At 47.6% G+C, this 22937-nt stretch carries 27 protein-coding genes and 1 riboswitch (1 of these 28 only partly in view); of the genes, 9 read left to right on the plus strand and 18 right to left on the minus strand.

Annotation, left to right across the window (positions count from 1 at the left end; translation table 11 throughout):
• The 8 genes from P401_RS0113125 to acpS form a co-directional block, all read right to left on the minus strand.
• Nucleotides 1-1265, minus strand: the 5' portion of a protein-coding gene (locus tag P401_RS0113125) for a Tex family protein (protein WP_029342839.1). It extends 856 nt beyond the left edge of the window; only the first 1265 of its 2121 coding nucleotides appear in the window; the start codon lies at nucleotides 1263-1265; the stop codon falls past the left edge of the window.
• Nucleotides 1266-1328: 63 nt separating this feature from the next.
• Nucleotides 1329-2126 carry an RNA polymerase sigma factor SigB gene (gene sigB / locus P401_RS0113130; protein WP_023469620.1) on the minus strand — a complete coding sequence of 266 codons (798 nt, stop codon included), beginning with the start codon at nucleotides 2124-2126 and terminating at the stop codon, nucleotides 1329-1331.
• Nucleotides 2092-2574, minus strand: a complete 483-nt coding sequence (gene rsbW, locus P401_RS0113135; RefSeq protein WP_029342840.1) for an anti-sigma B factor RsbW — start codon at nucleotides 2572-2574, stop codon at nucleotides 2092-2094. The genes sigB and rsbW overlap by 35 nt, the downstream gene beginning before the upstream one ends.
• A complete protein-coding gene (locus tag P401_RS0113140) occupies nucleotides 2571-2897 on the minus strand; it encodes an STAS domain-containing protein (RefSeq protein ID WP_029342841.1) in 327 nt (108 codons plus the stop codon). The genes rsbW and P401_RS0113140 overlap by 4 nt, the downstream gene beginning before the upstream one ends.
• Before the next feature lie 194 nt (nucleotides 2898-3091).
• Nucleotides 3092-3442 (minus strand): type II toxin-antitoxin system PemK/MazF family toxin, encoded by a 351-nt coding sequence (locus P401_RS0113145; RefSeq protein ID WP_023469623.1) that lies wholly within the window; start codon nucleotides 3440-3442, stop codon nucleotides 3092-3094.
• A 3-nt stretch (nucleotides 3443-3445) separates the two neighbouring features.
• On the minus strand, nucleotides 3446-3670 hold the full coding sequence (locus P401_RS0113150; protein WP_023469624.1) for a hypothetical protein: 225 nt from the start codon (nucleotides 3668-3670) through the stop codon (nucleotides 3446-3448).
• Between the two features lie 139 nt (nucleotides 3671-3809).
• Complete coding sequence (gene alr / locus P401_RS0113155) at nucleotides 3810-4883, minus strand: alanine racemase (protein WP_029342842.1); 1074 nt, start codon at nucleotides 4881-4883, stop codon at nucleotides 3810-3812.
• A complete protein-coding gene (acpS, locus tag P401_RS0113160; protein ID WP_029342843.1) occupies nucleotides 4861-5241 on the minus strand; it encodes a holo-ACP synthase in 381 nt (126 codons plus the stop codon). Before acpS ends, alr begins: the two co-directional genes overlap by 23 nt.
• A gap of 68 nt (nucleotides 5242-5309) precedes the next feature.
• Between acpS and P401_RS0113165 the strand changes: the two genes are divergently transcribed.
• Complete coding sequence (locus tag P401_RS0113165) at nucleotides 5310-6050, plus strand: rhomboid family intramembrane serine protease (RefSeq protein WP_029342844.1); 741 nt, start codon at nucleotides 5310-5312, stop codon at nucleotides 6048-6050.
• A gap of 50 nt (nucleotides 6051-6100) precedes the next feature.
• Here the strand turns inward: P401_RS0113165 and P401_RS0113170 are convergent, their stop codons facing one another.
• The 3 genes from P401_RS0113170 to P401_RS0113180 are packed head-to-tail and all read right to left on the minus strand — an operon-like array spanning nucleotide 6101 to nucleotide 7149.
• Nucleotides 6101-6364 (minus strand): hypothetical protein, encoded by a 264-nt coding sequence (locus tag P401_RS0113170; protein WP_023469628.1) that lies wholly within the window; start codon nucleotides 6362-6364, stop codon nucleotides 6101-6103.
• Nucleotides 6365-6383: 19 nt separating this feature from the next.
• Nucleotides 6384-6884: a hypothetical protein gene (locus P401_RS0113175; protein ID WP_029342845.1), complete on the minus strand. Its 501-nt coding sequence runs from the start codon at nucleotides 6882-6884 to the stop codon at nucleotides 6384-6386.
• Nucleotides 6874-7149 (minus strand): 4a-hydroxytetrahydrobiopterin dehydratase, encoded by a 276-nt coding sequence (locus tag P401_RS0113180; RefSeq protein ID WP_023469630.1) that lies wholly within the window; start codon nucleotides 7147-7149, stop codon nucleotides 6874-6876. Before P401_RS0113180 ends, P401_RS0113175 begins: the two co-directional genes overlap by 11 nt.
• Before the next feature lie 163 nt (nucleotides 7150-7312).
• Between P401_RS0113180 and P401_RS0113185 the strand changes: the two genes are divergently transcribed.
• Nucleotides 7313-7846 carry a cysteine hydrolase family protein gene (locus tag P401_RS0113185; protein WP_029342846.1) on the plus strand — a complete coding sequence of 178 codons (534 nt, stop codon included), beginning with the start codon at nucleotides 7313-7315 and terminating at the stop codon, nucleotides 7844-7846.
• A gap of 17 nt (nucleotides 7847-7863) precedes the next feature.
• Complete coding sequence (locus tag P401_RS0113190; RefSeq protein WP_029342847.1) at nucleotides 7864-9315, plus strand: nicotinate phosphoribosyltransferase; 1452 nt, start codon at nucleotides 7864-7866, stop codon at nucleotides 9313-9315.
• A gap of 46 nt (nucleotides 9316-9361) precedes the next feature.
• Here the strand turns inward: P401_RS0113190 and P401_RS0113195 are convergent, their stop codons facing one another.
• Nucleotides 9362-9688 carry a hypothetical protein gene (locus tag P401_RS0113195; RefSeq protein WP_029342848.1) on the minus strand — a complete coding sequence of 109 codons (327 nt, stop codon included), beginning with the start codon at nucleotides 9686-9688 and terminating at the stop codon, nucleotides 9362-9364.
• A 142-nt stretch (nucleotides 9689-9830) separates the two neighbouring features.
• Here P401_RS0113195 and P401_RS0113200 point away from each other — a divergent pair, with 142 nt between their 5' ends.
• Nucleotides 9831-10322, plus strand: a complete 492-nt coding sequence (locus P401_RS0113200) for a YwpF family protein (protein WP_029342849.1) — start codon at nucleotides 9831-9833, stop codon at nucleotides 10320-10322.
• On the opposite strand, the gene P401_RS0113205 is transcribed toward P401_RS0113200, so the two are convergent.
• Both P401_RS0113205 and P401_RS0113210 read right to left on the minus strand, forming a co-directional pair.
• Entirely contained in the window at nucleotides 10319-10909 is a 591-nt protein-coding gene (locus tag P401_RS0113205) for a histidine phosphatase family protein (protein WP_029342850.1), read from the minus strand. The genes P401_RS0113200 and P401_RS0113205 overlap by 4 nt on opposite strands.
• A gap of 17 nt (nucleotides 10910-10926) precedes the next feature.
• The gene (locus tag P401_RS0113210) at nucleotides 10927-11916 is read right to left on the minus strand and encodes an alpha/beta hydrolase (protein WP_051656363.1); all 990 of its coding nucleotides are present in this window, start codon (nucleotides 11914-11916) and stop codon (nucleotides 10927-10929) included.
• 170 nt (nucleotides 11917-12086) lie between these two features.
• Here P401_RS0113210 and P401_RS0113215 point away from each other — a divergent pair, with 170 nt between their 5' ends.
• The gene (locus P401_RS0113215) at nucleotides 12087-13100 is read left to right on the plus strand and encodes a metal ABC transporter solute-binding protein, Zn/Mn family (RefSeq protein WP_029342852.1); all 1014 of its coding nucleotides are present in this window, start codon (nucleotides 12087-12089) and stop codon (nucleotides 13098-13100) included.
• 69 nt (nucleotides 13101-13169) lie between these two features.
• A riboswitch (SAM riboswitch) is annotated at nucleotides 13170-13274 on the plus strand.
• A gap of 81 nt (nucleotides 13275-13355) precedes the next feature.
• The gene (locus tag P401_RS0113220) at nucleotides 13356-14666 is read left to right on the plus strand and encodes a Na+/H+ antiporter NhaC family protein (RefSeq protein WP_029342853.1); all 1311 of its coding nucleotides are present in this window, start codon (nucleotides 13356-13358) and stop codon (nucleotides 14664-14666) included.
• Nucleotides 14667-14709: 43 nt separating this feature from the next.
• Here the strand turns inward: P401_RS0113220 and P401_RS0113225 are convergent, their stop codons facing one another.
• Nucleotides 14710-14913, minus strand: a complete 204-nt coding sequence (locus P401_RS0113225; RefSeq protein ID WP_029342854.1) for a hypothetical protein — start codon at nucleotides 14911-14913, stop codon at nucleotides 14710-14712.
• A gap of 157 nt (nucleotides 14914-15070) precedes the next feature.
• Here P401_RS0113225 and P401_RS0113230 point away from each other — a divergent pair, with 157 nt between their 5' ends.
• Complete coding sequence (locus tag P401_RS0113230; protein ID WP_029342855.1) at nucleotides 15071-15883, plus strand: aldo/keto reductase; 813 nt, start codon at nucleotides 15071-15073, stop codon at nucleotides 15881-15883.
• Nucleotides 15884-16221: 338 nt separating this feature from the next.
• On the opposite strand, the gene P401_RS0113235 is transcribed toward P401_RS0113230, so the two are convergent.
• The 3 genes from P401_RS0113235 to P401_RS0113245 all read right to left on the minus strand — a co-directional run bounded on the left by P401_RS0113235 (nucleotide 16222) and on the right by P401_RS0113245 (nucleotide 20848).
• A complete protein-coding gene (locus P401_RS0113235) occupies nucleotides 16222-16683 on the minus strand; it encodes a hypothetical protein (protein WP_029342856.1) in 462 nt (153 codons plus the stop codon).
• Nucleotides 16684-16767: 84 nt separating this feature from the next.
• Nucleotides 16768-18213, minus strand: a complete 1446-nt coding sequence (locus P401_RS0113240) for an alanine/glycine:cation symporter family protein (RefSeq protein ID WP_029342857.1) — start codon at nucleotides 18211-18213, stop codon at nucleotides 16768-16770.
• A gap of 181 nt (nucleotides 18214-18394) precedes the next feature.
• On the minus strand, nucleotides 18395-20848 hold the full coding sequence (locus P401_RS0113245) for a CoA-disulfide reductase (protein WP_029342858.1): 2454 nt from the start codon (nucleotides 20846-20848) through the stop codon (nucleotides 18395-18397).
• Between the two features lie 200 nt (nucleotides 20849-21048).
• Here P401_RS0113245 and P401_RS0113250 point away from each other — a divergent pair, with 200 nt between their 5' ends.
• Both P401_RS0113250 and P401_RS0113255 read left to right on the plus strand, forming a co-directional pair.
• Nucleotides 21049-21576 (plus strand): type III secretion system chaperone family protein, encoded by a 528-nt coding sequence (locus P401_RS0113250; protein WP_023469644.1) that lies wholly within the window; start codon nucleotides 21049-21051, stop codon nucleotides 21574-21576.
• Between the two features lie 155 nt (nucleotides 21577-21731).
• Nucleotides 21732-22916 carry a hypothetical protein gene (locus tag P401_RS0113255; protein WP_029342859.1) on the plus strand — a complete coding sequence of 395 codons (1185 nt, stop codon included), beginning with the start codon at nucleotides 21732-21734 and terminating at the stop codon, nucleotides 22914-22916.
• Nucleotides 22917-22937: the final 21 nt, after the last annotated feature.

Genomic DNA, 22937 nt, shown 5'->3' on the forward strand with positions numbered 1-22937 from the left:
GATCGTTGTTCGACCTGAAGCTCTGGGAACTCGGTCCGGGCAATCTCTGAAGCGGAATAAATACTTGCTCCTGCCTCGTCGACGATCGTAAAGGCGATATCTTTTTGTCCCTTCATCCAGTCCGCAACGAATGCTTCTGTTTCCCGTGAAGCTGTTCCGTTCCCGATCGCAATCAATTCGATCCCGTATGTATCGACGAGCTGTGAAAGGGTTTGACGTGCTTCTTTCGCTTTTTGCTCTGACATCGTCACGTAGATGACGCCGACTTCCTTCATCTCACCTGTCGGATCAATGACCGCCCACTTACACCCTGTCCGGTAAGCCGGATCAAGACCTATCATGACTTTCCCTTTCATCGGTGGCTGCATGTAGAGTTGGCGGAGATTCTTACCAAAGACGTCAATCGCTTGGAGCTCTGCCTTTTCCGTCAGTTCATTTCGAATTTCGCGTTCGATGGCAGGAAAGACGGATTTTTTATAGCCCGTCGTGATCGCCGCTTCGATGATATCACGTTTCTTTGGCGCCAGTTGTGCGTATGAACGAAGCAATGTGGGTAAAACCTGTTGTTCCTCTAACACCACTTTCACAGAGACGATTTTCAATGCTTCCGCACGGTTGATCGCCAGAATCCGGTGCGGAACGATCTGTTGAATCCGCTCACTGTAGGCATAATACTGTGCAAAGACACCTTTTTCATCAACTGCATCCTTTTTCTGTTTCGTGACGATTTCTGCTGAACGGCGCATTTGCTTACGAATGAACTCACGCACCGTCGCTTGTTCGCCCCATTCCTCGGCAATGATCGATTGTGCTCCAGCAAGTGCTTCTTCCGGATCCAGCCCATTGCTTAAGCGTTGGAATGTCGCTTCATCATAAGCGGACTTGTTGCGGAACCAGTCAGCAAGCGGTGCAAGTCCTGATTCCCGTGCGATTTCTGCCTTCGTCCGACGTTTTGGTCGAAATGGTAAGTAGATATCTTCGACTTGCTGTAACGTCGTCGCTTCTTCAAGTGTTCGACGAAGTTCCGGAGTCAGTGCACCTTGTTCCTCAATCTTTTCAAGGACGTCGCTCCGTCTGCTTTCAAGTTGCGTTAATTGTTTATGTCGATCGAGAATCGCTTTGATCGCGACCTCATCGAGTTCACCTGTCTGTTCTTTTCGGTAGCGGGCGATGAACGGAATTGTACCGCCTTCTTCCGTCAATTGTAAGACTGCCTTCACTTGTGCAGGACGTACATTCAATTCACTTGCGATTCTCTTTTCCATCTGCTTCACCTCTCATTCATTATACCGAAGAACGCATGGAAAAGAAAAAAGACTGACACGAGGTCAGTCTTTTGAGAATACTTCATTTGGTTCAACTTTGATCGCTTCACGCAACTTCTGCAAAGCGCGTCGTTGAAGACGGGAAACGTGCATTTGTGAAATGCCGAGTAGTTCGCCCGTTTCTTTTTGACTCATATTGCGGTAGTAGGCACATTCGAGAATCGAACGCTCGCGGTCCGTTAAGACAGCAAATGCCTTTTCAAGAATCAGACGTTGATCGACGGAGTCGTAGCCGTTTTCTTGATTCCCGACGAGGTCGAGTAACGTAACGGTACTACCTTCCTGATCTGCCTCAATCGAACTATCGACGGATAATGCTTGATAGCTTTTACCCATTTCAAGTGTTTCGAGGACTTCCTCTTCCGATACTTCAAGACGCGCAGCAATCTCATCGATACGCGGAGAGCGTTGTAACTCCGTCGTCAATTCTTCCACTGCTTTCTTGATTTTCGGTCCGAGTTCCTTGATGCGACGTGGAACATGGACGCTCCATGTCTTATCGCGGATGAAACGTTTGATTTCACCGATGATCGTCGGAACAGCAAATGACTCAAAACTGCGACCGAATTCTTTATCGAAGCGGCGAAGCGCTGCGAGCAACCCAATCATGCCGACCTGAACGAGATCGTCATGAATCGGTCGACCACGCGAGAACTTCCGGGCCAAAGCTTCTACCAAGTCTGAATAACGCTCGAGTAATGCCGCATGCACTTCCTCATCTTGGTCGTCCTGCTGATACAAATCAATCAGTCGAAGTACTTCATCATCACTGTGATGGCGTTGTTGAGACTTTGCTGGCACTTTGACCCACCTCATCTCTATTCATATATTTTGTCATATGGACAGTGACGCCGTTCGCTTTCTCGATCGTTACTTGATCCATCAATGCTTCGATCATCAAGATACCGAGTCCTCCTTCATGCAAGGAGTCGAGATCGTGTGAATCTGTAATCGGTTCACTCTGGCGTTTGACCTCATCTTTATCGAACGTAATGCCGTTATCTTTGACGACAATCTCAAGACGATCGTCAGGGTAGACGTTGCATGTCAAGGCGATGTTACCATCTTCTTTTCCTTCATACGCATGTTGAACGGCGTTCGCACATGCTTCTGAGACAGCAATCTTGATATCTTCGATGTCATCATACGTATATCCCATCCGATTTGCGACGCCTGAAACCGTCAAACGGGCGATGGCTACATATTCCGGTTTTGCCGGTAATGTCATGTTTAGTTGTTCGTTGTTCATTGCGTTCCACCTCGTACACCACTATCAATAGTAATGATGCTTGAAAGACCTGTGATCTCAAATAGACGACGGATGCGTTCAGAAACGCCAACGAGCGTGAACGATGTACCGTTCTTTTTCGCTGCTTTGAGTGCACCGACGAACACGCCGAGACCTGTTGAATCCATGTAGTGTACTTCATCCAAATGGACGATGACGTCGTTCGTTTCAACTGCCGGGACTAATTCTTGGCGGAGTTTTGGTGCTGTATACGTATCAATCTCACCTGCGATATAAAGATGCGTCTGACCGTCTAGCTGCTCTGTTTTAATTGTTAAATCCATCTTCAAGTTCCTCCTCAAGGAAAATCTGTCTATGTGGTCTTTCTATTTATCCTACCTCATCCTTTTATAAAAAGGTCACTTGGGTATGTTTCCCCATATAGAAAACTTTGAAACCTATTTTATAAAAAAAGAGGTCAAAAAAAGTCGCATACGCTAGTATCGACTCTTCTTGTGTTGCGCCTCTATGTAAGTGCCTAAAAATCAACCAAGCCTAAGCTGATTGCGACGGCACTATTTACTTTCATCATCGTGTCTGGATCTAGATGTGTGACTTTATCCGTTAGACGGCGTTTATCAATTGTCCGGATTTGCTCAAGTAAGATGACCGAATCACGTTCTAATCCGTGTCGCTCTCGATATACTTCCACATGGGTCGGTAGTTTGGCTTTGTCGATCTGTGCCGTGATCGCAGCCACGATGACTGTCGGGCTGAATCGGTTACCAATATCATTTTGTAGAACAAGCACGGGACGAACTCCCCCTTGTTCCGATCCGACCACAGGTGACAAATTTGCATAAAACACGTCGCCACGTTTGACTATCAAAGCTTACACCCCGCTTACTTGACGTAGGAGTGAGAACTCCGCCTCCGTTTCAATCTGGAACATTTCGCCAACGATCGATAAATTGATTGCTGCCATTTCTTCGTAACCACGCTTCAATTCCTCACGTAGCTGACGCTTGCGTTCTTCGGTCGTATGGTTCGACTTCATCCCAATCGTCTCCTTCGCTACATTTCGCTCAACAAACTGCATTTCCCGTTGTTGGACCAAGATAATGGCACCTCCAGATTCACTGAAACCTTAACGAACGACTCACTTTCTACTTCAATATATCAGTCGAATTCAGAAAATACAATCAAAATTCAAACAAATAACATATTTTTGCCATCTTATTGATGTCTTGTACGAATCATTGACGCGGAACACGCTTCGAGAATTGACAGAGAACTTCATAGTTGATCGTCCCGAGCCAATGTGCCGCTTCCTCGATTGGTGCCCCTTCTCCAATCAAGATGACTTCCGTTCCGATCGGATATTCCCGCGGTAAACGAATCATGAGCCGATCCATGCAGACACGACCGACGATTTCGCACGGCAGACCGTCTACGATCAACGAATAACCTTGGAACTTGCGTGACCAACCATCCGCGTAACCGATCGGAACGGTACCGATCCATTCATCCGTCGGCGCGGTATAGGTCGCTCCGTAACTGATCGTTTGACCCGGTTCGACTTGTTTGACTTGCATCAGACGACTTTTCAGTGAAAACGCCGGTTTTAAGAATTCGTAATGTCCTGCCATCTCGTCGGACGGCATTGCACCGTATAACGCGATACCGACTCGAACGACGTTAAACGGCGCTTGACCTGCTAAGCGAATCGCAGCCGCCGAATTGGCACAGTGGACGTAACGGATATCCGGTACTAGTGCGACATACGATAAAAACGTTTCGAGCTGGCGTTCGAATAACTGACTACTCAGCTCGTCAGCAGTCGCAAAATGCGTATAGATGCCTTCTAGCTCGACGAGATCATCATCACATTCAGCAAGAATTCGCTTCAACTCATCGACGTGTTGCAGTCCGAGTCGTCCCATTCCCGTATCGATCTTGATATGCAAGCGGAGATGATCGATTTCCGTCAAATGACGTTTCGCTTCCTGAAGCCAATCGGCTGAAAAGACAGGCACGGCGACATCATAATTCGAAGCGACTGGTGCATGTTCTGGTAGTAAGGCTTCAAGCATCAGGATTGGTGCTTGGATCCCCGCTTCTCGTAACTCGATCGCCTCCTCGAGGAGTGCGACAGCGAGTAAGTCGGCTCCGTTCTCAAGAGCGATCTCAGCGACTGTCACTGCCCCGTGACCATAGCCGTCCGCCTTGACGACCGCCATCACCTGTTGTTCGCCCATCCGTGTTTTGATTTCGCGTATATTATGTGCGATCGCTTCCCGATCGATTTCAATCCAAGTTGGTCGGTACATCCCATTCCCTCTTCTCTAATAAGACTTGCGCAGATGCATAATGTTCTGAATGTGTGATCGAGACGTGGATGACGCCATCGAATGGTCCACTCATGATCGGTCGCCCCGTCTCATCGTTTAAGATTTCAACGTCTTGCCAAGAGACTTCTTTTCCGACGCCGGTTCCGAATGCTTTGACGAACGCTTCCTTTGCGGCGAAACGTCCAGCGAGATACTCGATACGACGGTGTCCCGAGAGCGATTGAAATCGTTCCTGCTCTGCCTGCGTCAAGATTCTTCCTACAAAACGTGGCTGGCGCTCAAGCGTTTGCTCGATTCGATCCAGTTCCACTAAATCGATTCCAATTCCATAAATCATCCAAGGCGCCTCCACAGTACTATTCTTCGCCATCTTCATATAGAATGAAGATGAAGCGAGGTGTTGTCATGTTTAGTCGAACGGAAAACCTACAAACGTTCACACGTTCTTATCCGGTCGTTTCGTTGTTCATTTTAATCCAAGTCGCCCTGTTTGTCATCGAACAGTTGGGCCCACTCCTTAATCTGACATTCTCTCCTCTAAATGCAGGGGCATCCATCAATCTCTTAATCGAACAAGGTGAATGGTGGCGTGTCGTCACAGCAACGTTCTTGCATTACGATTTTTGGCACATTGCGTTCAATACGTTTGCTCTCGTCATCTTCGCTCCACCGCTTGAGCGGATGATCGGTCATGGTCGATTTGCTGCCTTTTATTTGCTCGTTGGTACGCTTGCGAACATCTTGACGTACTTCACGAAAATCAATGAACCGTTTTATGGGCAAGCTGGAGCATCTGGTGCAATTCTTGGTTTGCTTGGTTTTTATGTCTACTTGAGTCGCTTCAAGCGGACGGTCATCATGGCAGACGATACACGTCTTGTGTATATTTTCACTGCGGTCACGGCAGTCTTTACGTTGCTTGGATCGAACGTCGCTGTTTTTGGTCACTTGTACGGTTTCGTCCTCGGATTCCTCTTCGGATTCGTCTTCGGTAATCGTGCCGTTCCATTCACACGTCCGTTCCAAACCGGTCGTCGTACGAGCGGTGGTCCTGTCTTCGTCAGCGGTTCTGGTCAACTCGGCCGTGTATTCTTCTACATCATCATCGCGTTTGCTGTACTCGGATTATTCTTCCGCTACTTGTAAACCGGCATAAAAAAGGGACTCACGCTTTTAGCGCGAGTCCCTTTTTTAGCTTATTTGCGAAGAACTTCTGCCAAGTCCTTCACATCATCAATCAGGTTATGGATCGTTTCCTGATTGTCCGTATAGAGTGCTTTTAATTCTTCAAAACGTCCTTTTGGATCTTGTTTGACAGCAGACAATTGTGTTCCTGCACCGCTGAATGTCCGTTTCACTGCTGCGAACTGCGCTTGACGCGTATCTTTATGCAGTAGTGATAAAGTAGCGCCGACGAGTGCGCCACCAAGTGTTGCTACGACAAAATAGTTCTTCTTCATCTGTTAGTCCCCCTGCATCTCACTCATTTGTTGGTGGTACGATTTGATACCGTTTCATGACGGGAGAAGGCGCGAACGACTTCCCTGCCTCTTCAGCATACTGGTCTACTGTGAGACGTTCAACTGATTTTGCATAACGAGCCCCGTCCCCTGTCTCATGGAACTGAATCAATAAGGCAAGATCCGTTCCCTTCTCGACACGTCCAATCCGAAAGGCCTGGAAGCCGCCATATTCTGCTCCGACAACTTTCGGATTCGACATCACTTGATGTACGAATAGATCCCCGCTATTTTGATCTGCCGGAATCGACCAGTAGAAGAGACTGCCTTCATCCGAAAAATTGCCACGTGATTCGAGCAACGTGTAGGTATTGCCACTTTGAAAAGGTGATTTCGAGTCCGTCTCCATCCAGAGGATGGCATCACCGCTTCCGCTAGCGACACGAATATGCGCATCACGGGAACGAATTTGTTCAACAAACGAACCGCTACCGAATGTAATCGAAAGTTTAGATGGCATCACAGGCCTCCGCAAGTTGAAAGTCTTTTTCCGTCAATCCGTTTTCATCATGAGTCGTCGCCGCAAGTGTAACGTTTTTATAGTCGATCACGATCCGTGGATGATGATTCAAGTTTTCAGCGATACTCCCGACTTCCTGTACGAAATCCAGTGCTGCAGGAAACGATGCAAGTGTATAGGTCCGGACGATTTCATCATCCACGACACTCCAATCCTGCAACCGCTCAAGACGCTCTTCCACTTCATACTCATTCAACCTAGCCATCCCTTTCTCCTCCTCTACTATCATTTTCGTCCTATACCTTATACCCCATTCTTTTACTTCTCTATACCTGTTTGTATCCGATTTCTTCCTTTTGCCTTCTGTGTGAGATAGAGTACAATGTGAAAGAGAACACTAATTCAAAATCGGAAAGGGGCTTACGCATATGCGCGCTCTGATTGTCATTGATTACACGATCGATTTCGTTGCTGACGAAGGAAAGCTGACTTGTGGAAAACCAGGACAAGCGATTGAAGATCGAATTGCTACGTTGATGGAGGAGTTTTCAACGGAAGATTACGTCGTCATCGCCAACGATATTCACGAAGAAGGCGATACGTTCCACCCGGAAACCGTCCTCTTCCCGCCACACAATATCCGCGGAACACACGGACGCGATTTGTTTGGAAAAGTCGCAGACATGGCCCGGGTCGCCGATCACGTCATCGACAAGACGCGTTATAGTGCGTTTGCCGGGACGGACCTCGATTTACGCTTTCGTGAACGCGGTATCCGCGAAGTCCACCTCGTCGGTGTCTGTACGGACATTTGTGTCCTTCATACAGCTGTCGATGCCTACAATCTCGGGTATCGTATCGTCGTCCATGCTGATGCGGTCGCAAGCTTTAACGCGACGGGTCACGACTGGGCGCTTACACACTTTAAACAATCGATCGGCGCAGAAGTCGTCGGCGAATAAGAAGGGATCTGTCCGTCATGTTACAACGTAATCTTGCACTCCATACCGATCTGTACTTACCACGGTGGATGTATATCTATTGGAAAGAAGGACGTCATAATGAACGCGCCGTTTTTGATGTTTACTACCGTTCGAATCCGTTCGCAGGAGGCTATGTCGTCTTTGCGGGTCTCGAAAATATCATCGAGTATATTCAAACACTCCGTTTCACGGAAGAAGATATCACGTACTTGCAAGAGATGATCGGCTTCCCGGATGAGTTCAAGGATGAACTGCGTCAGTTCAAGTTCAATGGCTCAATCTCAAGTGTCAAAGAAGGCGAAATCGTCTTCCCGAACGAACCACTGATTCGGATCGAAGCACGAATCTTTGAAGCAAAACTCTTACAGACTGCGATTCTGAACATTGCGAACCACGAATCGCTCATCGCGACGAAATACGCACGTATTCGTCAATCGGCTCCCCGTGCGAAGTTCCTCGAAGCTGGTGCTCGTCGCGCGCAAGGAATCGATGCCGCTTACTTCGGAACGCGTGCTTCATACCTGGCTGGTTTTGACGTCACAAGCCTTGCTTCAGCAGGACGCGACTTCGGTATCCCGTGTGGTGGAACGATGGAGCACGCCGACATTCAATTCCACGATGACGAATTGACGGCATTTCGGACATTCGCTTCTCATTATCCGGATCAGGCGACATTACTCGTCGATACGTACGATACGCTCAAGAGTGGTCTTCCGAATGCGATCACGGTTGCGAAAGAACTCCAAGCTAAAGGACATAAACTACGCGGCATCCGAATCGATTCCGGTGACTTATCCTACTTGTCAAAACGTGCCCGCAACATGCTTGACGAAGCCGGATTCCCGGAAGTCGATATCGTTTTATCGGGTGACCTCGATGAATACGTTATCCAAGACTTGCGCATCCAAGGTGCCCAAGCCAATACGTTCCTCGTCGGAACACGTGGCATCACGGCCTACGAACAACCGGCTCTTGGGATGGTCTATAAACTAGTCGCGCGTGAAGTAGATGGCGAGCTCGCACCCGTCATTAAAGTATCCTCGTCAAAAGCCAAGACGACGACGCCTCACATCAAGGAAGTCTATCGCATCATCGATCCGGTGACGGATAAGTTCAAAGGGGACTACGTGACGTTGATGGACGAAGATCCGTCGACACTTGAAGCTGTCGACCTCATCGACGTCCGGGACCCATCGTTCCGAAATCGCATCGAACAGTTCAAGGTCGAGCGGTTACTTGAACCAATTTTCAAAGATGGAGAACTGGTCTATACGGTCCCAACGATTGAAGAAAGTCGCCACTTCCACGAAACACAGATCGGTCGTCTCTGGGAAGAGTACAAACGGCTGCGTTTGCCAGAGATTTATGCTGTCACATTCAGCGATCGTCTCTGGAAGCTCAAACTCGACATGATTCGGGATACCCGCCTGGCGAGTGGTTTAAAATAAGACACCAAAAAGCGCCGTTCCTCCTCAGGAAGAACGGCGCTTTTTCTCATGTTAATCCTGCTTCGTTTCCGACAGGTGTCATTTCTGTTGGCGCTTGTTCCATCTTCTTACGAAAGTACCACGCGAAGCCGAGTGCACCTCCGATGAAGACGATATACGTGATGCGTTGACCGAATTCAGCTAAGGAATCCGCGTAGAAAATACTGATTAAATGATCACTTCCACTAATGAGTAGCAAACAGGCAATCAGGAGCGCAATGCGATATGCAAGCGTCGGGCGGTCTGTCGGTTCAGCATGCCAATACATGATGATATGGTGGGCAAGTAGAACGATACCCAGGATTCCTAATATTCCAATGAGTACTTGCGGCATAATGAACGATCCTCCTGTTTAGTAGTATCTAGTCTTATTTAAACATAGTTCATACGAATTTCGTCAGGAAAAGTTTCCCGTCCCCCATTCCTCACGGTATACTGTAGGAAAATCGTAATCGATCAAGGGAGGGCATTTTTTCATGAAAACCTTTAAGTTATGCACGTTACGCATTTTAATGGACGAATCAGGACGTGATACGACGATTCCCGTCGCCATTCAGGACGGATTGACGGTCAGTACCGAACAGACGGCACAGTGGGTTGCAGAAATCGTCGTTCCTCCGATGGATCAGCCGATCGTCGATGAATTGTTCACAAAACATTTACGTGCTTTGATTGAAATCACGATCTCACGACCTGATAATGATCCTGCCGCGATGATCGTCACGCCCCTTGAACGGACTGCCTTAAGCGAACACGTCTCGTATGTCTTCACGGGTAAGATGGTCATGATGAAGAATGATTTATCTGAATCAATCCTACGCGAAGTCGTCGAAGATGGATTCGCTGGCGAAGAACTCGTCCAAGAATATAAGGATCGTCGTTCGAAGCGCGGCGCGCATATTACGAGCATTGCAAAGGAAACGTTCAAGCAGTATCTAGCAGAACACCCGAAAGCGCCAGTCTCTTAAGGTTTTTCGACCTCGTCCGTGATGTGATCCGCTACGTTGATTCGATCAATCGTATAGTGATCCGTATATTGGACATAATTCGCACACGCATTTTTCAAAGGTGTCCGGTAACTGAACGTTGCATCAATCGATGATAAAGCTGCCTTAATCGTATGCGAGTGACAGACGATCAAGATCCGTTTGCCCGCATGCATGCGTGTCACTTCCTGTAGCGCCTCGAACACGCGATCCTGGATGTCTTGTTCCGTTTCGAGACCTGGCACAAGTGTCGTATCGTTCGCTTGAACGGCCTCGTAAATCGCTGCGACCGGTTCACCAGAGGCGGCACCGAATTCGCGTTCGACAAGTCGCTCGTCTGTCGCCGTAATCGTCAAACCAACAGCACGCCCGATGATTTCCGCTGTCTCAACAGCACGGGACAACGGACTTGCTAATAAGATATCCCATTTTCCATTCGCTAGATAAGCGGCGCTGAGTTCCGCTTGTCTTCTTCCTGTTGCATTCAACGGTATATCTTCTCTTCCTTGAATCCGTTCGTTTAAGTTCCAATCCGTCTGACCATGCCGCACTAAACAAATTTCAGTCATGTCTCTGTCTCCCTCATTTAAGAAATATGACTGATTGTATCATGTTTTCCATTCGGAAGTTGTCGCGGTGGCAACAGTAGCACCTGACAGGTGAAACGTTCAATTCGTTCGAGCAATCGCTCGATCTTCAATGGATTTTCCGTCTGAGCAAAACTGGCAAGCGAATGGGTACCGTTCGGAAAAGAAAATAAACGGACATCAGCTCCGACATCGGCTCCTTTTTCGACGAAATGGAGTGCTTGCGAAAAGGGAACGATTGGATCTTTTTTGCCATGCAAGAGCATGATCGGTGGGGCATCCGAAGATAGGTGTGTGACCGGTGAGACGTGTGTCATCAGCTTGCGCCATTCTTCCCGTCCACCCTTATAGAACTTAATGTGGGCGATCCAAGTCTGAATGAAATTAAACAATAAAAAATTCGTCGGCGGATATAAAGCGATGACACCACTGATCAATGGCATGTGGCGTTCATCACGCTCTCCGACAAAAGCAGTTGGGGCAAGTGCCGTTGTCAACATGAGTGCGGCTCCGGCAGAGTCTCCCCATACCATCATCCGTCCTCTTAAGATACGAAGGTCCTCTGCTTCCTTGTTCAAAAAACATAACGCATCCCGTACATCCTCGAGGTTATCCGGAAAATAACTGCCCTCTTCGAACAAACGATAATCGATGCTACAGACGGCAACTCCGAGTTCAAGTAGGCGGTCGACGATTGGACTAAAGCAGAACATATCGTCCCGTTCTCCACGAACGAATGCACCACCGTGTGCGTAGATGGCAATTGGAAATGGTCCTTCCCCCAGCGGATAATAGAGATCGAGCTGTAAGGTGCGGTCCCCCACCTGTTTATAGATGAGTGTCCGCGGTGCAAGTTGTTTTTCTGTGAGTGGCAAGGCGGGTTCGGTCCACCGAAGTAATGCACCGTAATTGTTCCAGATGCTCGCTCCCGCTGCTGCTGTCGTCAATAATGCAGCTCCCCCCATTAGCCATGCAGTTTCACGTTTCACTTGATCACCTCCAAAAAGACGTGCCAGTTTCTTCACTTTATTATCCTTCTACCCCGTTTTAAAAGATGTCGAACGTCTCGGTATTCCTACTTGACGCTTCACCAGCGTTCCGCTATAGTGAGAAAGTCCAAATCGGAATAGTTACGTTTTAATAATGGAGGTATCATATAATGAAAAAAATCATTCCTGCTTTAACGGTCGCCTTCGCAAGTGCAAGTATCCTCGCCGCTTGCGGTTCGAATACCGATTCATCGACTTCAGATAAAACCCAGACAGAAGTCTATACATCGACGTTCGCGACGGCTGCTATTGCCCGCGAAATCGGTGGTGATCAAGTCGACGTCAAGATGATCGTCCCACCTGGAGCCGATCCTCACTCTTACGAACCAACGTCAAAACAACTCACTGAGATTGCTAAGGGAGACTTGTTCCTTTTGACAGGTACGACACTCGAGCCGTATTCGAAAAAAATCCAGGAGAGCCTAAAAGGCACGGATGTCCGCTTCGTCGAGACGAGTAAGGACGTCAACTTACTGGAATCGGATGCTACACTCCATGCACATGAAGAAGAAGGGCATAGTGAAGACGAACACGCTCACGAAGAAGAAAAGCATGATGATCATGCAACGGATGAACATGCGCATGAAGAAGAAGGTCATGAACACGGAAAATACGATCCACACGTCTGGCTCGATCCTGTCAACGCAAAAGCAATGGCACGCTCGATTACAACTGCCTTATCAAAAGAAGTACCAAAAGACAAAGCAACATTCGAGAAAAACTTAAAAGCGTTCGATCAGCAAGCTGATGCATTGGACGAACAATTTAAACAAGCGGTCGCTGACGGATCGAAAAAAGAACTTCTCGTCACACATGCCGCATACGGTTACCTCGCAGAACGATATGGTTTCACGCAACTACCGATTGCGGGTATCTCGCCGTCAGATGAACCGTCACAAAAGCAACTGGCCGCTTTAGTAAAAGAAGCACGGATGCATGATTTGAAATACGTCGCGTTCGAAGAGACGGTCTCACCGAAGGTTGCACGTGTCATCCAAAAAGAAATCGGAGCTGAATCCGTGACGATCCATAATCTAGAGTCGGTCACGAAAGCGCAACAAAATAGCTCATACTTCAAGTTGATGGAAGAAAACGTCCAAACATTGAAACAAGCACTTCAGTAAAGTACAGTTGACACGCGTTACTCAATGCGGTACGGTAAGAAACGTGTTTTACAACAATTGAATGACTTCTTTTTATCGCGAGAAACGGAGGGACTGGCCCAATGATGTTTCGGCAGCGGACGATTTGATTCGTACTGTGCCAAATCCAGCAAGCGAAAGCTTGAGAGATAAGAAGAGCGTCTTTATTTCATAAAGACCTCCTTCTTTCTTGCGAAGGGGTCTTTTTTTGTATCTTTGAGAAACGAGGTGTCAACAATGAATGAAACGATCACGCCTAACAAATGGGCACTGCTTCCCCTCGTCGTATTCCTGGTCCTCTTCATCGGAGCCGGGATCTTCTATGACGACTTTTACAAATTCCCGATCCTTATCGCCGCATTGATCGCTTTGATTTTTGCTGCAATCACGACGAAAGGATCCATTAATCAAACGGTTGAACGAATCGCAACGGGTGCCGGAAATCCCGATATCATGATCATGGTCTTCATCTTCTTATTAGCCGGTACGTTCTCTGGAACGGCAGAAGCAATCGGTGCCATCGATGCAACCGTCAATGCTGCTTTGACGTTCCTTCCTCCGTCACTCCTGATGAGTGGTCTGTTCATCATCGCTGCCTTCATCTCGATGGCAATGGGAACATCGACTGGAACGATTGCTGCACTCGCGCCGATCGCCTTCGGTATTCATGAAGCGACAGGCATCAACGTTGCGATCGCAGCGGCTGCTGTCGTTGGTGGATCGATGTTCGGCGATAACTTGTCGTTCATCTCGGATACGACGATTGCTGCCGTCCGGACACAAAAAACGAACATGCGTGATAAATTCCGAACGAACTTCATGATCGTTCTACCGGCTGCTATTTTGACGGTCATCCTGCTCGCATTCGTGTCTGGTTCTGGTGACGTCGTCGAAGCAAAAGCCTTTGAATTCTATAAGTTGATTCCATATCTCGCTGTCATCGTCCTTGCACTATTTGGCGTCAATGTCATCCTTGTCCTCATCGGTGGTACGTTACTCACCGGCATCATCGGTATGATTGATGGTAGCTTCGGCTTGAGTGGCTTCGTTCTCTCGATGTCTGAAGGAATGATGGGCATGGCGGAAATCTCCATTTTGACGCTCCTCATGGGTGGTCTCGTCAGCTTGATCACGTTCAACGGTGGAATTGCTTACTTGAAAGAGACGCTGACACGCAAGATTTCACAGCGTCGCGGTGCCGAATTCAGTATGGCGGCACTCGTCAGTGCAACGAATCTTGCGACAGCAAACAATACGATCTCGATTCTCGTCGCTGGACCACTGGCAGCTGAAATCGCCGATACGTATGAAGTCGATCGCAAGAAATCAGCGAGTATTCTTGATATTTTCTCTTGTGGGATTCAAGGCATCATTCCGTATGGAGCACAACTATTGATTGCAGCAGAATTGACGAAAACGGCTTCTCCTGAACTGATTCCGTATCTGTTCTATCCATTCCTCCTCTTCGTCTGTGGATCAATCGCCATTTTCTTCGGCTTGCCACGCATGAAGAAGACAGCGACGAAGCAAGAAAAAATTTCTTCGTAACCATAAAACAGGTCCAATCGCGTCGACGATTGGACCTGTTTTATTATTTTTTCTGCTTCGCTTGTCGTTCTAAGATGAAGTAAGCAATTGCCGGAAGCGGGAATTGAACAAGTCCAGCGCCTCCCCAAACCCATGGATTACGTCCTGATTTTCGCGCACTAAGAAATAGACCCACTGCCTGCGTTACTAACAAGGCGCCAATACTAAGCCAAGTACATTTGGATAACTTTTTATTCTTTTGAGCCATCTTTTCTCCCCCTCTTTTACCACACGATTAAATCTCATGGTTCTTTTCTATTTTACCGTATTTTATTCCTCCATGAGCATGGAAACGGACGTCTTCGTTCGTTCATGCTAAACTAAACGAGCAAATCTAAACTACGTTTTATGAGGAGGAGTAACACATGCAATACGCAAAACTTTCAAACGGTATTACGATTCCCCAAATCGGATTCGGTGTCTGGCAAGTAGACGAAGAAACAGAAGCACCAGCTGCTGTCGCTGAAGCACTACGTGTCGGCTATCGTCATATCGATACGGCTGCTGTCTATAAAAACGAGCGCGGTGTCGCAAAAGGAATCAAGGAAAGCGGCGTGAAACGTGAGGATCTCTTCTTAACGTCAAAAGTCTGGAACGATGATATTCGTGCCGGTCGGACAAAGGAAGCATTCGCAGAATCGCTCGAACGTCTCGAAACAGATTATCTTGACCTTTATCTCATCCACTGGCCGGTCGAAGGCTATATCGAAGCGTGGAAAGCAATGGTTGAACTGTATGAAGCAGGCAAGATCAAAGCGATCGGTGTCTCGAACTTCAAAGAACATCACCTCGATACATTGGCAGAAGAGGGCTTGATGGCACCAATGATCAACCAAGTCGAGTTGCATCCACAATTACCGCAACACGAACTGCATGAATACTTGCAAGATCACAACATCCAAGTCGAAGCATGGAGCCCACTCATGCAAGGGAAATTCCTCGAAATCAACGATTTCAAGGAAATCGCAGAGAAACACGGCAAGACACCCTCACAAGTCGTCTTACGTTGGCATCTCGACAACGGCATCGTCGCTCTTCCGAAATCCGTTACACCAGCACGCATTGCGGAAAACTTCGACGTCTTTGATTTCCAACTCGATGCCGATGATCTGGAGAAAATTGATCGTATCGCAACGGATGTCCGCCTCGGACCAGATCCAGACGAAATCGATTTTTAATCTGACGATTCACGTAAAAGATGAGGCTGACTCAAAAGTCCGTTTCCACAAAGAGAAGGGTGGCAGAACGATGATCTGCCACCCTATCTCGTAACAAAAGAATGACGCGTTTCACGCAACTCCTACAGGAAAAAACGCATCTTTGCGCTGTCAGAGACAAGCAAGACCCCTTTTCCTGCTTGAATCAGCAGGAAAATTGGCTTGTGTCTCGCCTGAGGAAAGGGCGTGAAAGACGCGTCATTCTTTTTGAGTCAGCCTCTTGATTCATCTGAACGACGAGAGACCCGTTTCCAGTCTATGACTTGGAAGCGGGTCTCTTTTTTTATGATTTGAGCTGATCAGACATAATAAATTAAAATCGTATCTTCCGCTTCTTCTGCCTTTTGAAAATAGGCACGCAAATCGGCGAACTGTTCCCAGATATCCTCGAATTCGCCCGGTGTTCCGGCTTCATCATGAATCGAAGCGAGTGCCCGTTGATCAAAATTCCTCATCACCTCAGCCGAGATGATGAGGAGTGGCAAGGGAAGAATACCGACAATCGCCGCTTTCTCCTCATTAACGATCAACTCTTCGCCAACGATCGCTCGTCCCAGGTTGTAATGTGTGTCTTGATCAATATAGATATCGATTTGATTCATCAAATGATAGATGGCGTTCGTCTGTTCGAGGGCGAACAATTGTTCATGATCGGGTTGTGTCTCATGAATGAATAAAATCCAGTCCATGATGATGTGGGGATCGTTTCCGAACGACTCCCAGACCGCATCCGTGACGCGGACGAAATGTACGTTTTCCATTCTCCCCCTCCCTTCTGTACTCTGTATTCCCTTTTTAAATTCGTTCTATACAAAAAAAGAGCCAGATTTCTCTGACTCCATTTCTTAGATCGCTTTTTCGTCTTTTTCTGATTCTTGCCATGCTTCAAGCGTATCTTTCCCTGGCAAGTTCGGAATCGAGTCCGCATAGAATCGTGGCTCTTTTCCAGCTTTTCGTTGCCCGACATAATCTTCGAGCGCCAGTTTCGCGATTTTCGAGAGACGGAAGATCGCATACAAGTTAACGATCGCCATCAGTCCCATGAAGATATCTGCTAACGCCCACACGAGGTTCGCCGATTCAACGAGTGAACCGAAGACGATCATGACGAGAACGAGTACACGATACGCCATCAAGACTTGTTTATTTTCACGGATGAAGTTGATATTCGATTCCCCGTAGTAGTAGTTTCCGACGACAGAACTAAAAGCAAAGAGGAAAATCGCGACGACCATGAATCCTGTCGCGAGTGATCCCACTTGTGATGCGAGCGCACCTTGTGCTAAGTCGATCCCAGCTACCGGTTGACCACTAGCATCTTTTGTTGCCACTCCACTGACGAGAACGATCATCGCTGTCGCCGAACAGACCATCAACGTATCAACGAAGACCGCAAACGATTGAATCAATCCTTGCTTGACCGGGTGAGAGACTTCCGCTGTTGCCGCTGCGTTCGGCGCTGAACCCATACCGGCTTCGTTCGAGAACAATCCACGGCGAATCCCGTTCAAGAGCGCTGCCCCTACTGCACCACCTGCGAGCGTCTTGAATTCGAATAGACCTTCTTGGAAGATCAATTTAAAAATACTTGGCAGTACTTCAAGATTCGTCGCCATGATGTAGAGCGCGATCAGGATGTAACCACCTGCCATGATTGGTACGAGGAACGACGCGACAGTTGCGATGCTACGGACGCCACCAAAGATGACGAGTGCCGTCAGCACGACCAGTCCGACCGTAATCCAGGTCTTATCAAAACCATATTGATTTTGAAGTGAAAGCGAGATCGTATTCGATTGAACGGAATTGAAAACAAATCCGAATGAGATCGTAATCAAGATACTGAATAAGATCCCTAACCAACGTTGACCGAGTGCTTTCTCCATATAATAGGCAGGGCCCCCACGCCACGCCTTATCATCACGTACCTTATAAATTTGAGCGAGTGTACTCTCGACGAATGCCGATGCCGATCCGATCAAAGCAATCAACCACATCCAGAAGACCGCTCCTGGTCCACCGAGTGCGATCGCTGTCGCGACACCTGCGATATTACCAGTACCGACACGTGCTGCCGTACTGATCGCAAATGCTTGGAATGGCGACACGCCATCTTTCCCTTTATCCGTTCCTTGGAACAGTAAGCGTAACATTTCCGGTATCATCCGGAATTGAACGAACCGCATCCGGAATGTAAAATAAATGCCTAATCCGACGAGTAAGATGATCAGTACGTTTGTCCATAACATGTCACTGATTCTACTGACTACATCCATTACCTGCTTCTCCATCCGATTCCCTCCACTTCCACCACATAGTTTCTCTTTTTAGATGTAAACTTTTTTCACATGTGAATTATCATACGCAATTTTTTTTGAAAAATCAAACTCATCTATACCGCAGACTACAAAAAACGTGTTAAACCTCACATCAGATGTCAGGTTTAACACGTTTTTATCAAGCATTTTTGAATTAGATGAACAAGTTCAGGTTAGCACCATCCGTTGCACCAAGGTAACTCGCGACACCACCGTAATCGATATCATCCAGTAATTCCTCTTTCTTGATGCCCATGATGTCCATCGACATCGTACAAGCGATCATGCGGACACCCGCTGCTTGTGCTTTTGCCATCATCGTCTCTAGCGCATCGACTTGTTTGTCCTTCATGACTTTTTTCATCATTTTTTGACCGGCTCCTGCCATGTTCATGTTCGAGAGCGGTAACTCCCCAGCATGCTTTGGCATCATCATGCCCATCATCCGTTCAATGCCTGCTTTTTCGACTGCCGGTGCGCCTGGTTTTCGAATGATGTTCAAGCCCCAGAACGTAAAGAACATCGTCACTTGTTTCCCCATCGCTTGTGCACCTTGCGCGATGACGAAAGACGCAAGTGCTTTATCGAGATCACCACTGAAAACGACCATCGTCGCATCATCCGCTGGATTGACTTGAATCGGAGTTGTAGCCGATGTCTCTCCTTGCCCTTTTTCAAGCATGACCTCAACGACTCCCTGATTCATCTCCGCTGAATGGACCGTGTGACCTAGTTTTTTCGCCCATGCTTGAACGTCTGGCAAGAATCCTGGGTCTGACGCCTTGACGAAAATTTGCTCGCCGTCCGTCATCTGATCGATTTTTGTTTTCAGCTCTAAGATTGGACCTGGGCACTGTAAGCCGCACGTATCGAGCAGCGTCACTTGTTCCGGTGCAGTCTTCGTTGTTGGCTCACGTTTCGTTACCGTCACAGCTGTCTCCTCCTTCGCCTGGCTTCGCGCTTCTTGATCGCGATGCACGACCGACCATGTTTTGTAGCCGCCGCTTAAGTTTTTCACATCATAACCGTGTTGTTGCAATAGTTGACTCGCGACATATCCACGTAATCCGACTTGGCACGTCACATAGATCGTTTGATTTTTCGGCAGATCATCCAACTTCTCACGTAACGTTGGTAACGAGATATTGACCGATCCGGGAATCGAACCTAACTCGTTTTCCGATGGTTCACGGACATCGAGTAACAAACCGCCATTTGCGACAATTTCATCGATTTCGTGCCAATGAACGTTCTTACTGTCACCAAGCACGATGTTCGACGCAATATAACCTGCCATGTTGACTGGATCTTTTGCTGAACTATATGGCGGTGCATATGATAGTTCAAGATCTGGTAAATCAAGCACTGTCAATCCACCTTTGATCGCTGTCGCGAGGACATCGATCCGTTTCTCAACACCTGTCATACCGATTGCCTGTGCGCCGTAAATCGTTCCTTCGATCGGATCAAACAACAGCTTCATCGAAATCGGACTCGCTCCTGGGTAATACCCCGCATGCGATCCCGGATGGAGATGAACCGCTTCATAACGTAGACCGAGCTGGCGTAACCGTTTTTCGTTGTTACCAGTCGAAGCGACCGTCAAGTCGAAGACTTTTGCGACCGCTGTTCCGAGCGTGCCGCTGTAACGGACGTCGCGTCCAGCGATGATGTCAGCAACGAGGCGTCCTTGACGGTTTGCTGGCCATGCGAGCGGGACGTGTGTCGCTTCCTTCGTGATATAATCTTTGACTTCAATCGCGTCGCCAATCGCAAAGATTGATGGATCGGATGTCCGCAGTTGATCGTCGACTTGAATCGTCTGTTTGATGCCAAGCGTTAAACCAGCATCTGCTGCGAGCGTGCTCTCCGGTGCAACACCAATCGATAGGATGTTCATCTCGGTTTCGATCACGCGTCCACTTGTCAGGACGATGCGGCGACCTGCCTCTTCAAAACGAGCGACGCCATCTTCTAGAATCAACTCGACGCCTTTCGCACGAAGATGTTCATGAACGATTGCTGCCATTTCTGGGTCGACCGGAGCCATGACTTGATCCGCCATCTCGACGAGGGTGACGTGCGCCCCACGTTCGACGAGGTTTTCTGCCATTTCAAGACCGATGAATCCTCCACCGATGACGACTGCTCGCTCTGGACGCGTCGTATCAACGTATTCCCGCATCCGGTCTGTATCTGGAATGTTCCGTAATGTAAAGACGTTCGTTGCTTCTTCAAGTCCTGGAATGTTTGGACGAATCGGTTTTGCGCCTGGAGAAAGAATCAGATGGTCGTACGATTCATCGTATTCTTCACCCGTTTCGACGTTGCGGATCGTGACCGTCTTCGCTTCACGGTTAATCCGAATCGCTTCCGACAAATTACGGACATCTAAATTAAACCGTGCGTGCATGCCTTCGGGCGTTTGGACGAGTAATTTATTGCGATCCTTGATAACGTCTCCGATGTAGTAAGGCAGTCCACAGTTCGCGAACGAAATCTCTTTTCCCCGTTCAAGCAAAATGATTTCTGCCGTTTCGTCAATCCGCCGCAGTCGTGCTGCTGCCGTAGCGCCACCTGCGACGCCACCTACGATGATCGTTTTCATCTGATGATTCCTCCTTGAGTTTCTATCTGTCACCTAATATACCCTGTTAGGTATGTCATTTCAAGTCAGTTGCTCGCAAATTCACAAACAAGACATATCTCTGCTCTTTTGTATTTTCTTCCTATCTTAACGGACATTAGTTGCAATTCCTTCTGAAATGCTTGAAACTGAATTTATAGTATATAAAGGGGGATTTTGCAATGGACCAGGAACGTAACTCGAACGAATCAAACGAGAACAATAAAGTGACACCGATTCACCAAGATCGTCAACCCGAAACAAACGAGCAAGGAATCGCGCCACAACAGCAACAACACTTGGAAGCTTTCCAAGCTTTCCTCGTTGAAAAAGGGATTCCAATGGAAGCGCGTGAAAATGAGACACACGTCTTCTTCATGACACAAGAAAAAACACCTGCTGGAGCAGAACCGATGATGATGATCGTCTTCAGTAAAACGACGACAGATGTCGAATTGTTCGCTCGTACGGTGACACACGTACCAGACGGTGTCGAGGATCTCCCGATCCTTAACGCCATCAACGACTTCAACCAAGAGTTCAAATACTTCCGCGTCGTTCTCGACAGCGACCGTGATGTCACGATCGCATCAACGATCGATCTCGATCATGGCTTCAACCCAGCTGCGATCTTCGGACATTCTGTCATGATGTTCCAAGCATCAGACGAAGTCTACACGTATTTGACAAAACTGTACGAACAGTTCTAATTTCTCATTTAAAACGGCTTTGGAGCCCTGCTCCGAAGCCGTTTTTTTCTTTAAAGTTCAATTGACAATGAGAATTATTCTCGCTATAGTTAGATTTGTGAAAACGACTACATGACGGAAAACGTCTTATTAATTCTTCTGGGGGAATCACGGTTATGAAAAAACGTTTAAAAGTAGCTTCTATCTTCATGGTAGCTGGTATCTTGGCTGCCTGCGGTTCGAATGAAACGGATACGACTGCACCGAAAAAAGAGAAAACGGAACAGTCGACCGAAACAAAATCAGCAGATGCGGGGATTGCTGCAACGACACTGACAGATGAATTGACGATCTTCAGCTCAATCAAAACAGAACTCGACAAAGCAAAAGAAGGACAAACAATCGATTGGAAGATGGTCACGACAAGTTATGAATCGAAACTAAAAGGTGGTGTCGAGACGACAGCACCAGAAATCGAACAAGTCATCCAGTCTGCTTTAGCAGGTGTGGAAGCAAAGGATCTCGATGAGAACATCGCTCGTCAACTCGTTGATAAAGGTCTACAATCGTATTTCTATAAATTACAAAAAGCAACACAAGCAAAAGCCGAAGAAGCACTCGTCGCCGGTAAACCAGAAGCTGCAACAGAAGCACTTAAGGATATCGAAGCAATGGCGAAGACTGTCTTCATCCCGACTGCAGAAAAACGCGACGCGAGTTACGGCTTCAAAAACGAAGACGCCATCGCTCAAGCGATCACATCAGGTCTTGCAGCGCAGCAAGAAGCCATCGATGCGAAAGAAATCGGTGACTTCAACGTCGCCAAACAAGTGACAGATAAATCAATTTATCGTTCCTTCTATTTAGCTGCACTCGGTTACGCACAAAAAATCGAGGATGGAGCAAAAGCAGGTACGGATGAAAAAGAATTACAAATGGAGCAAGCAGAAGGATATGGTTTCCTCCTTGCGATCGAAGAATCATTAGCAGGCGGAGACGAAGAAGCTGTCAAAACGCTGAAAGAGCGCTATGATTTCTCAAAAACAAAGCCAGCTGACGTCTCTTACAAAGAAATCGAAGGATTGTTCGCAAAAGCGTTGACGGAAAAAGTCGACGGTTATCATGAAGAGGCACAAGAAGCGATCGAGAAGAAAGACGTCGATACAGCACGTGTAGAAGCAATGGAAGCGAACATGTTCGTCGTTGCGATGAAACCGACGCTTGAGAACCGTCTCGGTAAAGAAAAAGCAGCACAAGTCGCAAAAGACGCAAACGAATGGTTCGCACTCGTCGAAAAAGGTGACGTCAAGGCTGAAACGACAGGCGAACGGATCACAGACGCACTCGAACCACTTAACTAAGAAGGAAATGGAAACGGAGGG

The organism is Exiguobacterium acetylicum DSM 20416 (assembly GCF_000702605.1).
Taxonomy (GTDB): domain Bacteria; phylum Bacillota; class Bacilli; order Exiguobacteriales; family Exiguobacteriaceae; genus Exiguobacterium_A; species Exiguobacterium_A acetylicum.

Bases quoted from the DNA above. Each gene is read 5' to 3' on its own strand.
- P401_RS0113250 (WP_023469644.1), top strand. From the start codon at position 21,049: ATGGACCAGGAACGTAACTCGAACGAATCAAACGAGAACAATAAAGTG.
- P401_RS0113205 (WP_029342850.1), bottom strand. From the start codon at position 10,909: ATGACTGAAATTTGTTTAGTGCGGCATGGTCAGACGGATTGGAACTTA.
- P401_RS0113225 (WP_029342854.1), bottom strand. From the start codon at position 14,913: ATGGCTCAAAAGAATAAAAAGTTATCCAAATGTACTTGGCTTAGTATT.
- P401_RS0113190 (WP_029342847.1), top strand. From the start codon at position 7,864: ATGTTACAACGTAATCTTGCACTCCATACCGATCTGTACTTACCACGG.
- P401_RS0113230 (WP_029342855.1), top strand. From the start codon at position 15,071: ATGCAATACGCAAAACTTTCAAACGGTATTACGATTCCCCAAATCGGA.
- P401_RS0113255 (WP_029342859.1), top strand. From the start codon at position 21,732: ATGAAAAAACGTTTAAAAGTAGCTTCTATCTTCATGGTAGCTGGTATC.
- P401_RS0113170 (WP_023469628.1), bottom strand. From the start codon at position 6,364: ATGAAGAAGAACTATTTTGTCGTAGCAACACTTGGTGGCGCACTCGTC.
- P401_RS0113235 (WP_029342856.1), bottom strand. From the start codon at position 16,683: ATGGAAAACGTACATTTCGTCCGCGTCACGGATGCGGTCTGGGAGTCG.
- P401_RS0113175 (WP_029342845.1), bottom strand. From the start codon at position 6,884: ATGCCATCTAAACTTTCGATTACATTCGGTAGCGGTTCGTTTGTTGAA.
- P401_RS0113215 (WP_029342852.1), top strand. From the start codon at position 12,087: ATGAAAAAAATCATTCCTGCTTTAACGGTCGCCTTCGCAAGTGCAAGT.
- P401_RS0113140 (WP_029342841.1), bottom strand. From the start codon at position 2,897: ATGGATTTAACAATTAAAACAGAGCAGCTAGACGGTCAGACGCATCTT.
- P401_RS0113240 (WP_029342857.1), bottom strand. From the start codon at position 18,213: ATGGAGAAGCAGGTAATGGATGTAGTCAGTAGAATCAGTGACATGTTA.
- P401_RS0113195 (WP_029342848.1), bottom strand. From the start codon at position 9,688: ATGCCGCAAGTACTCATTGGAATATTAGGAATCCTGGGTATCGTTCTA.
- rsbW (WP_029342840.1), bottom strand. From the start codon at position 2,574: ATGAACAACGAACAACTAAACATGACATTACCGGCAAAACCGGAATAT.
- P401_RS0113200 (WP_029342849.1), top strand. From the start codon at position 9,831: ATGAAAACCTTTAAGTTATGCACGTTACGCATTTTAATGGACGAATCA.
- P401_RS0113220 (WP_029342853.1), top strand. From the start codon at position 13,356: ATGAATGAAACGATCACGCCTAACAAATGGGCACTGCTTCCCCTCGTC.
- alr (WP_029342842.1), bottom strand. From the start codon at position 4,883: ATGTACCGACCAACTTGGATTGAAATCGATCGGGAAGCGATCGCACAT.
- P401_RS0113245 (WP_029342858.1), bottom strand. From the start codon at position 20,848: ATGAAAACGATCATCGTAGGTGGCGTCGCAGGTGGCGCTACGGCAGCA.
- P401_RS0113185 (WP_029342846.1), top strand. From the start codon at position 7,313: ATGCGCGCTCTGATTGTCATTGATTACACGATCGATTTCGTTGCTGAC.
- acpS (WP_029342843.1), bottom strand. From the start codon at position 5,241: ATGATTTATGGAATTGGAATCGATTTAGTGGAACTGGATCGAATCGAG.
- P401_RS0113165 (WP_029342844.1), top strand. From the start codon at position 5,310: ATGTTTAGTCGAACGGAAAACCTACAAACGTTCACACGTTCTTATCCG.
- P401_RS0113180 (WP_023469630.1), bottom strand. From the start codon at position 7,149: ATGGCTAGGTTGAATGAGTATGAAGTGGAAGAGCGTCTTGAGCGGTTG.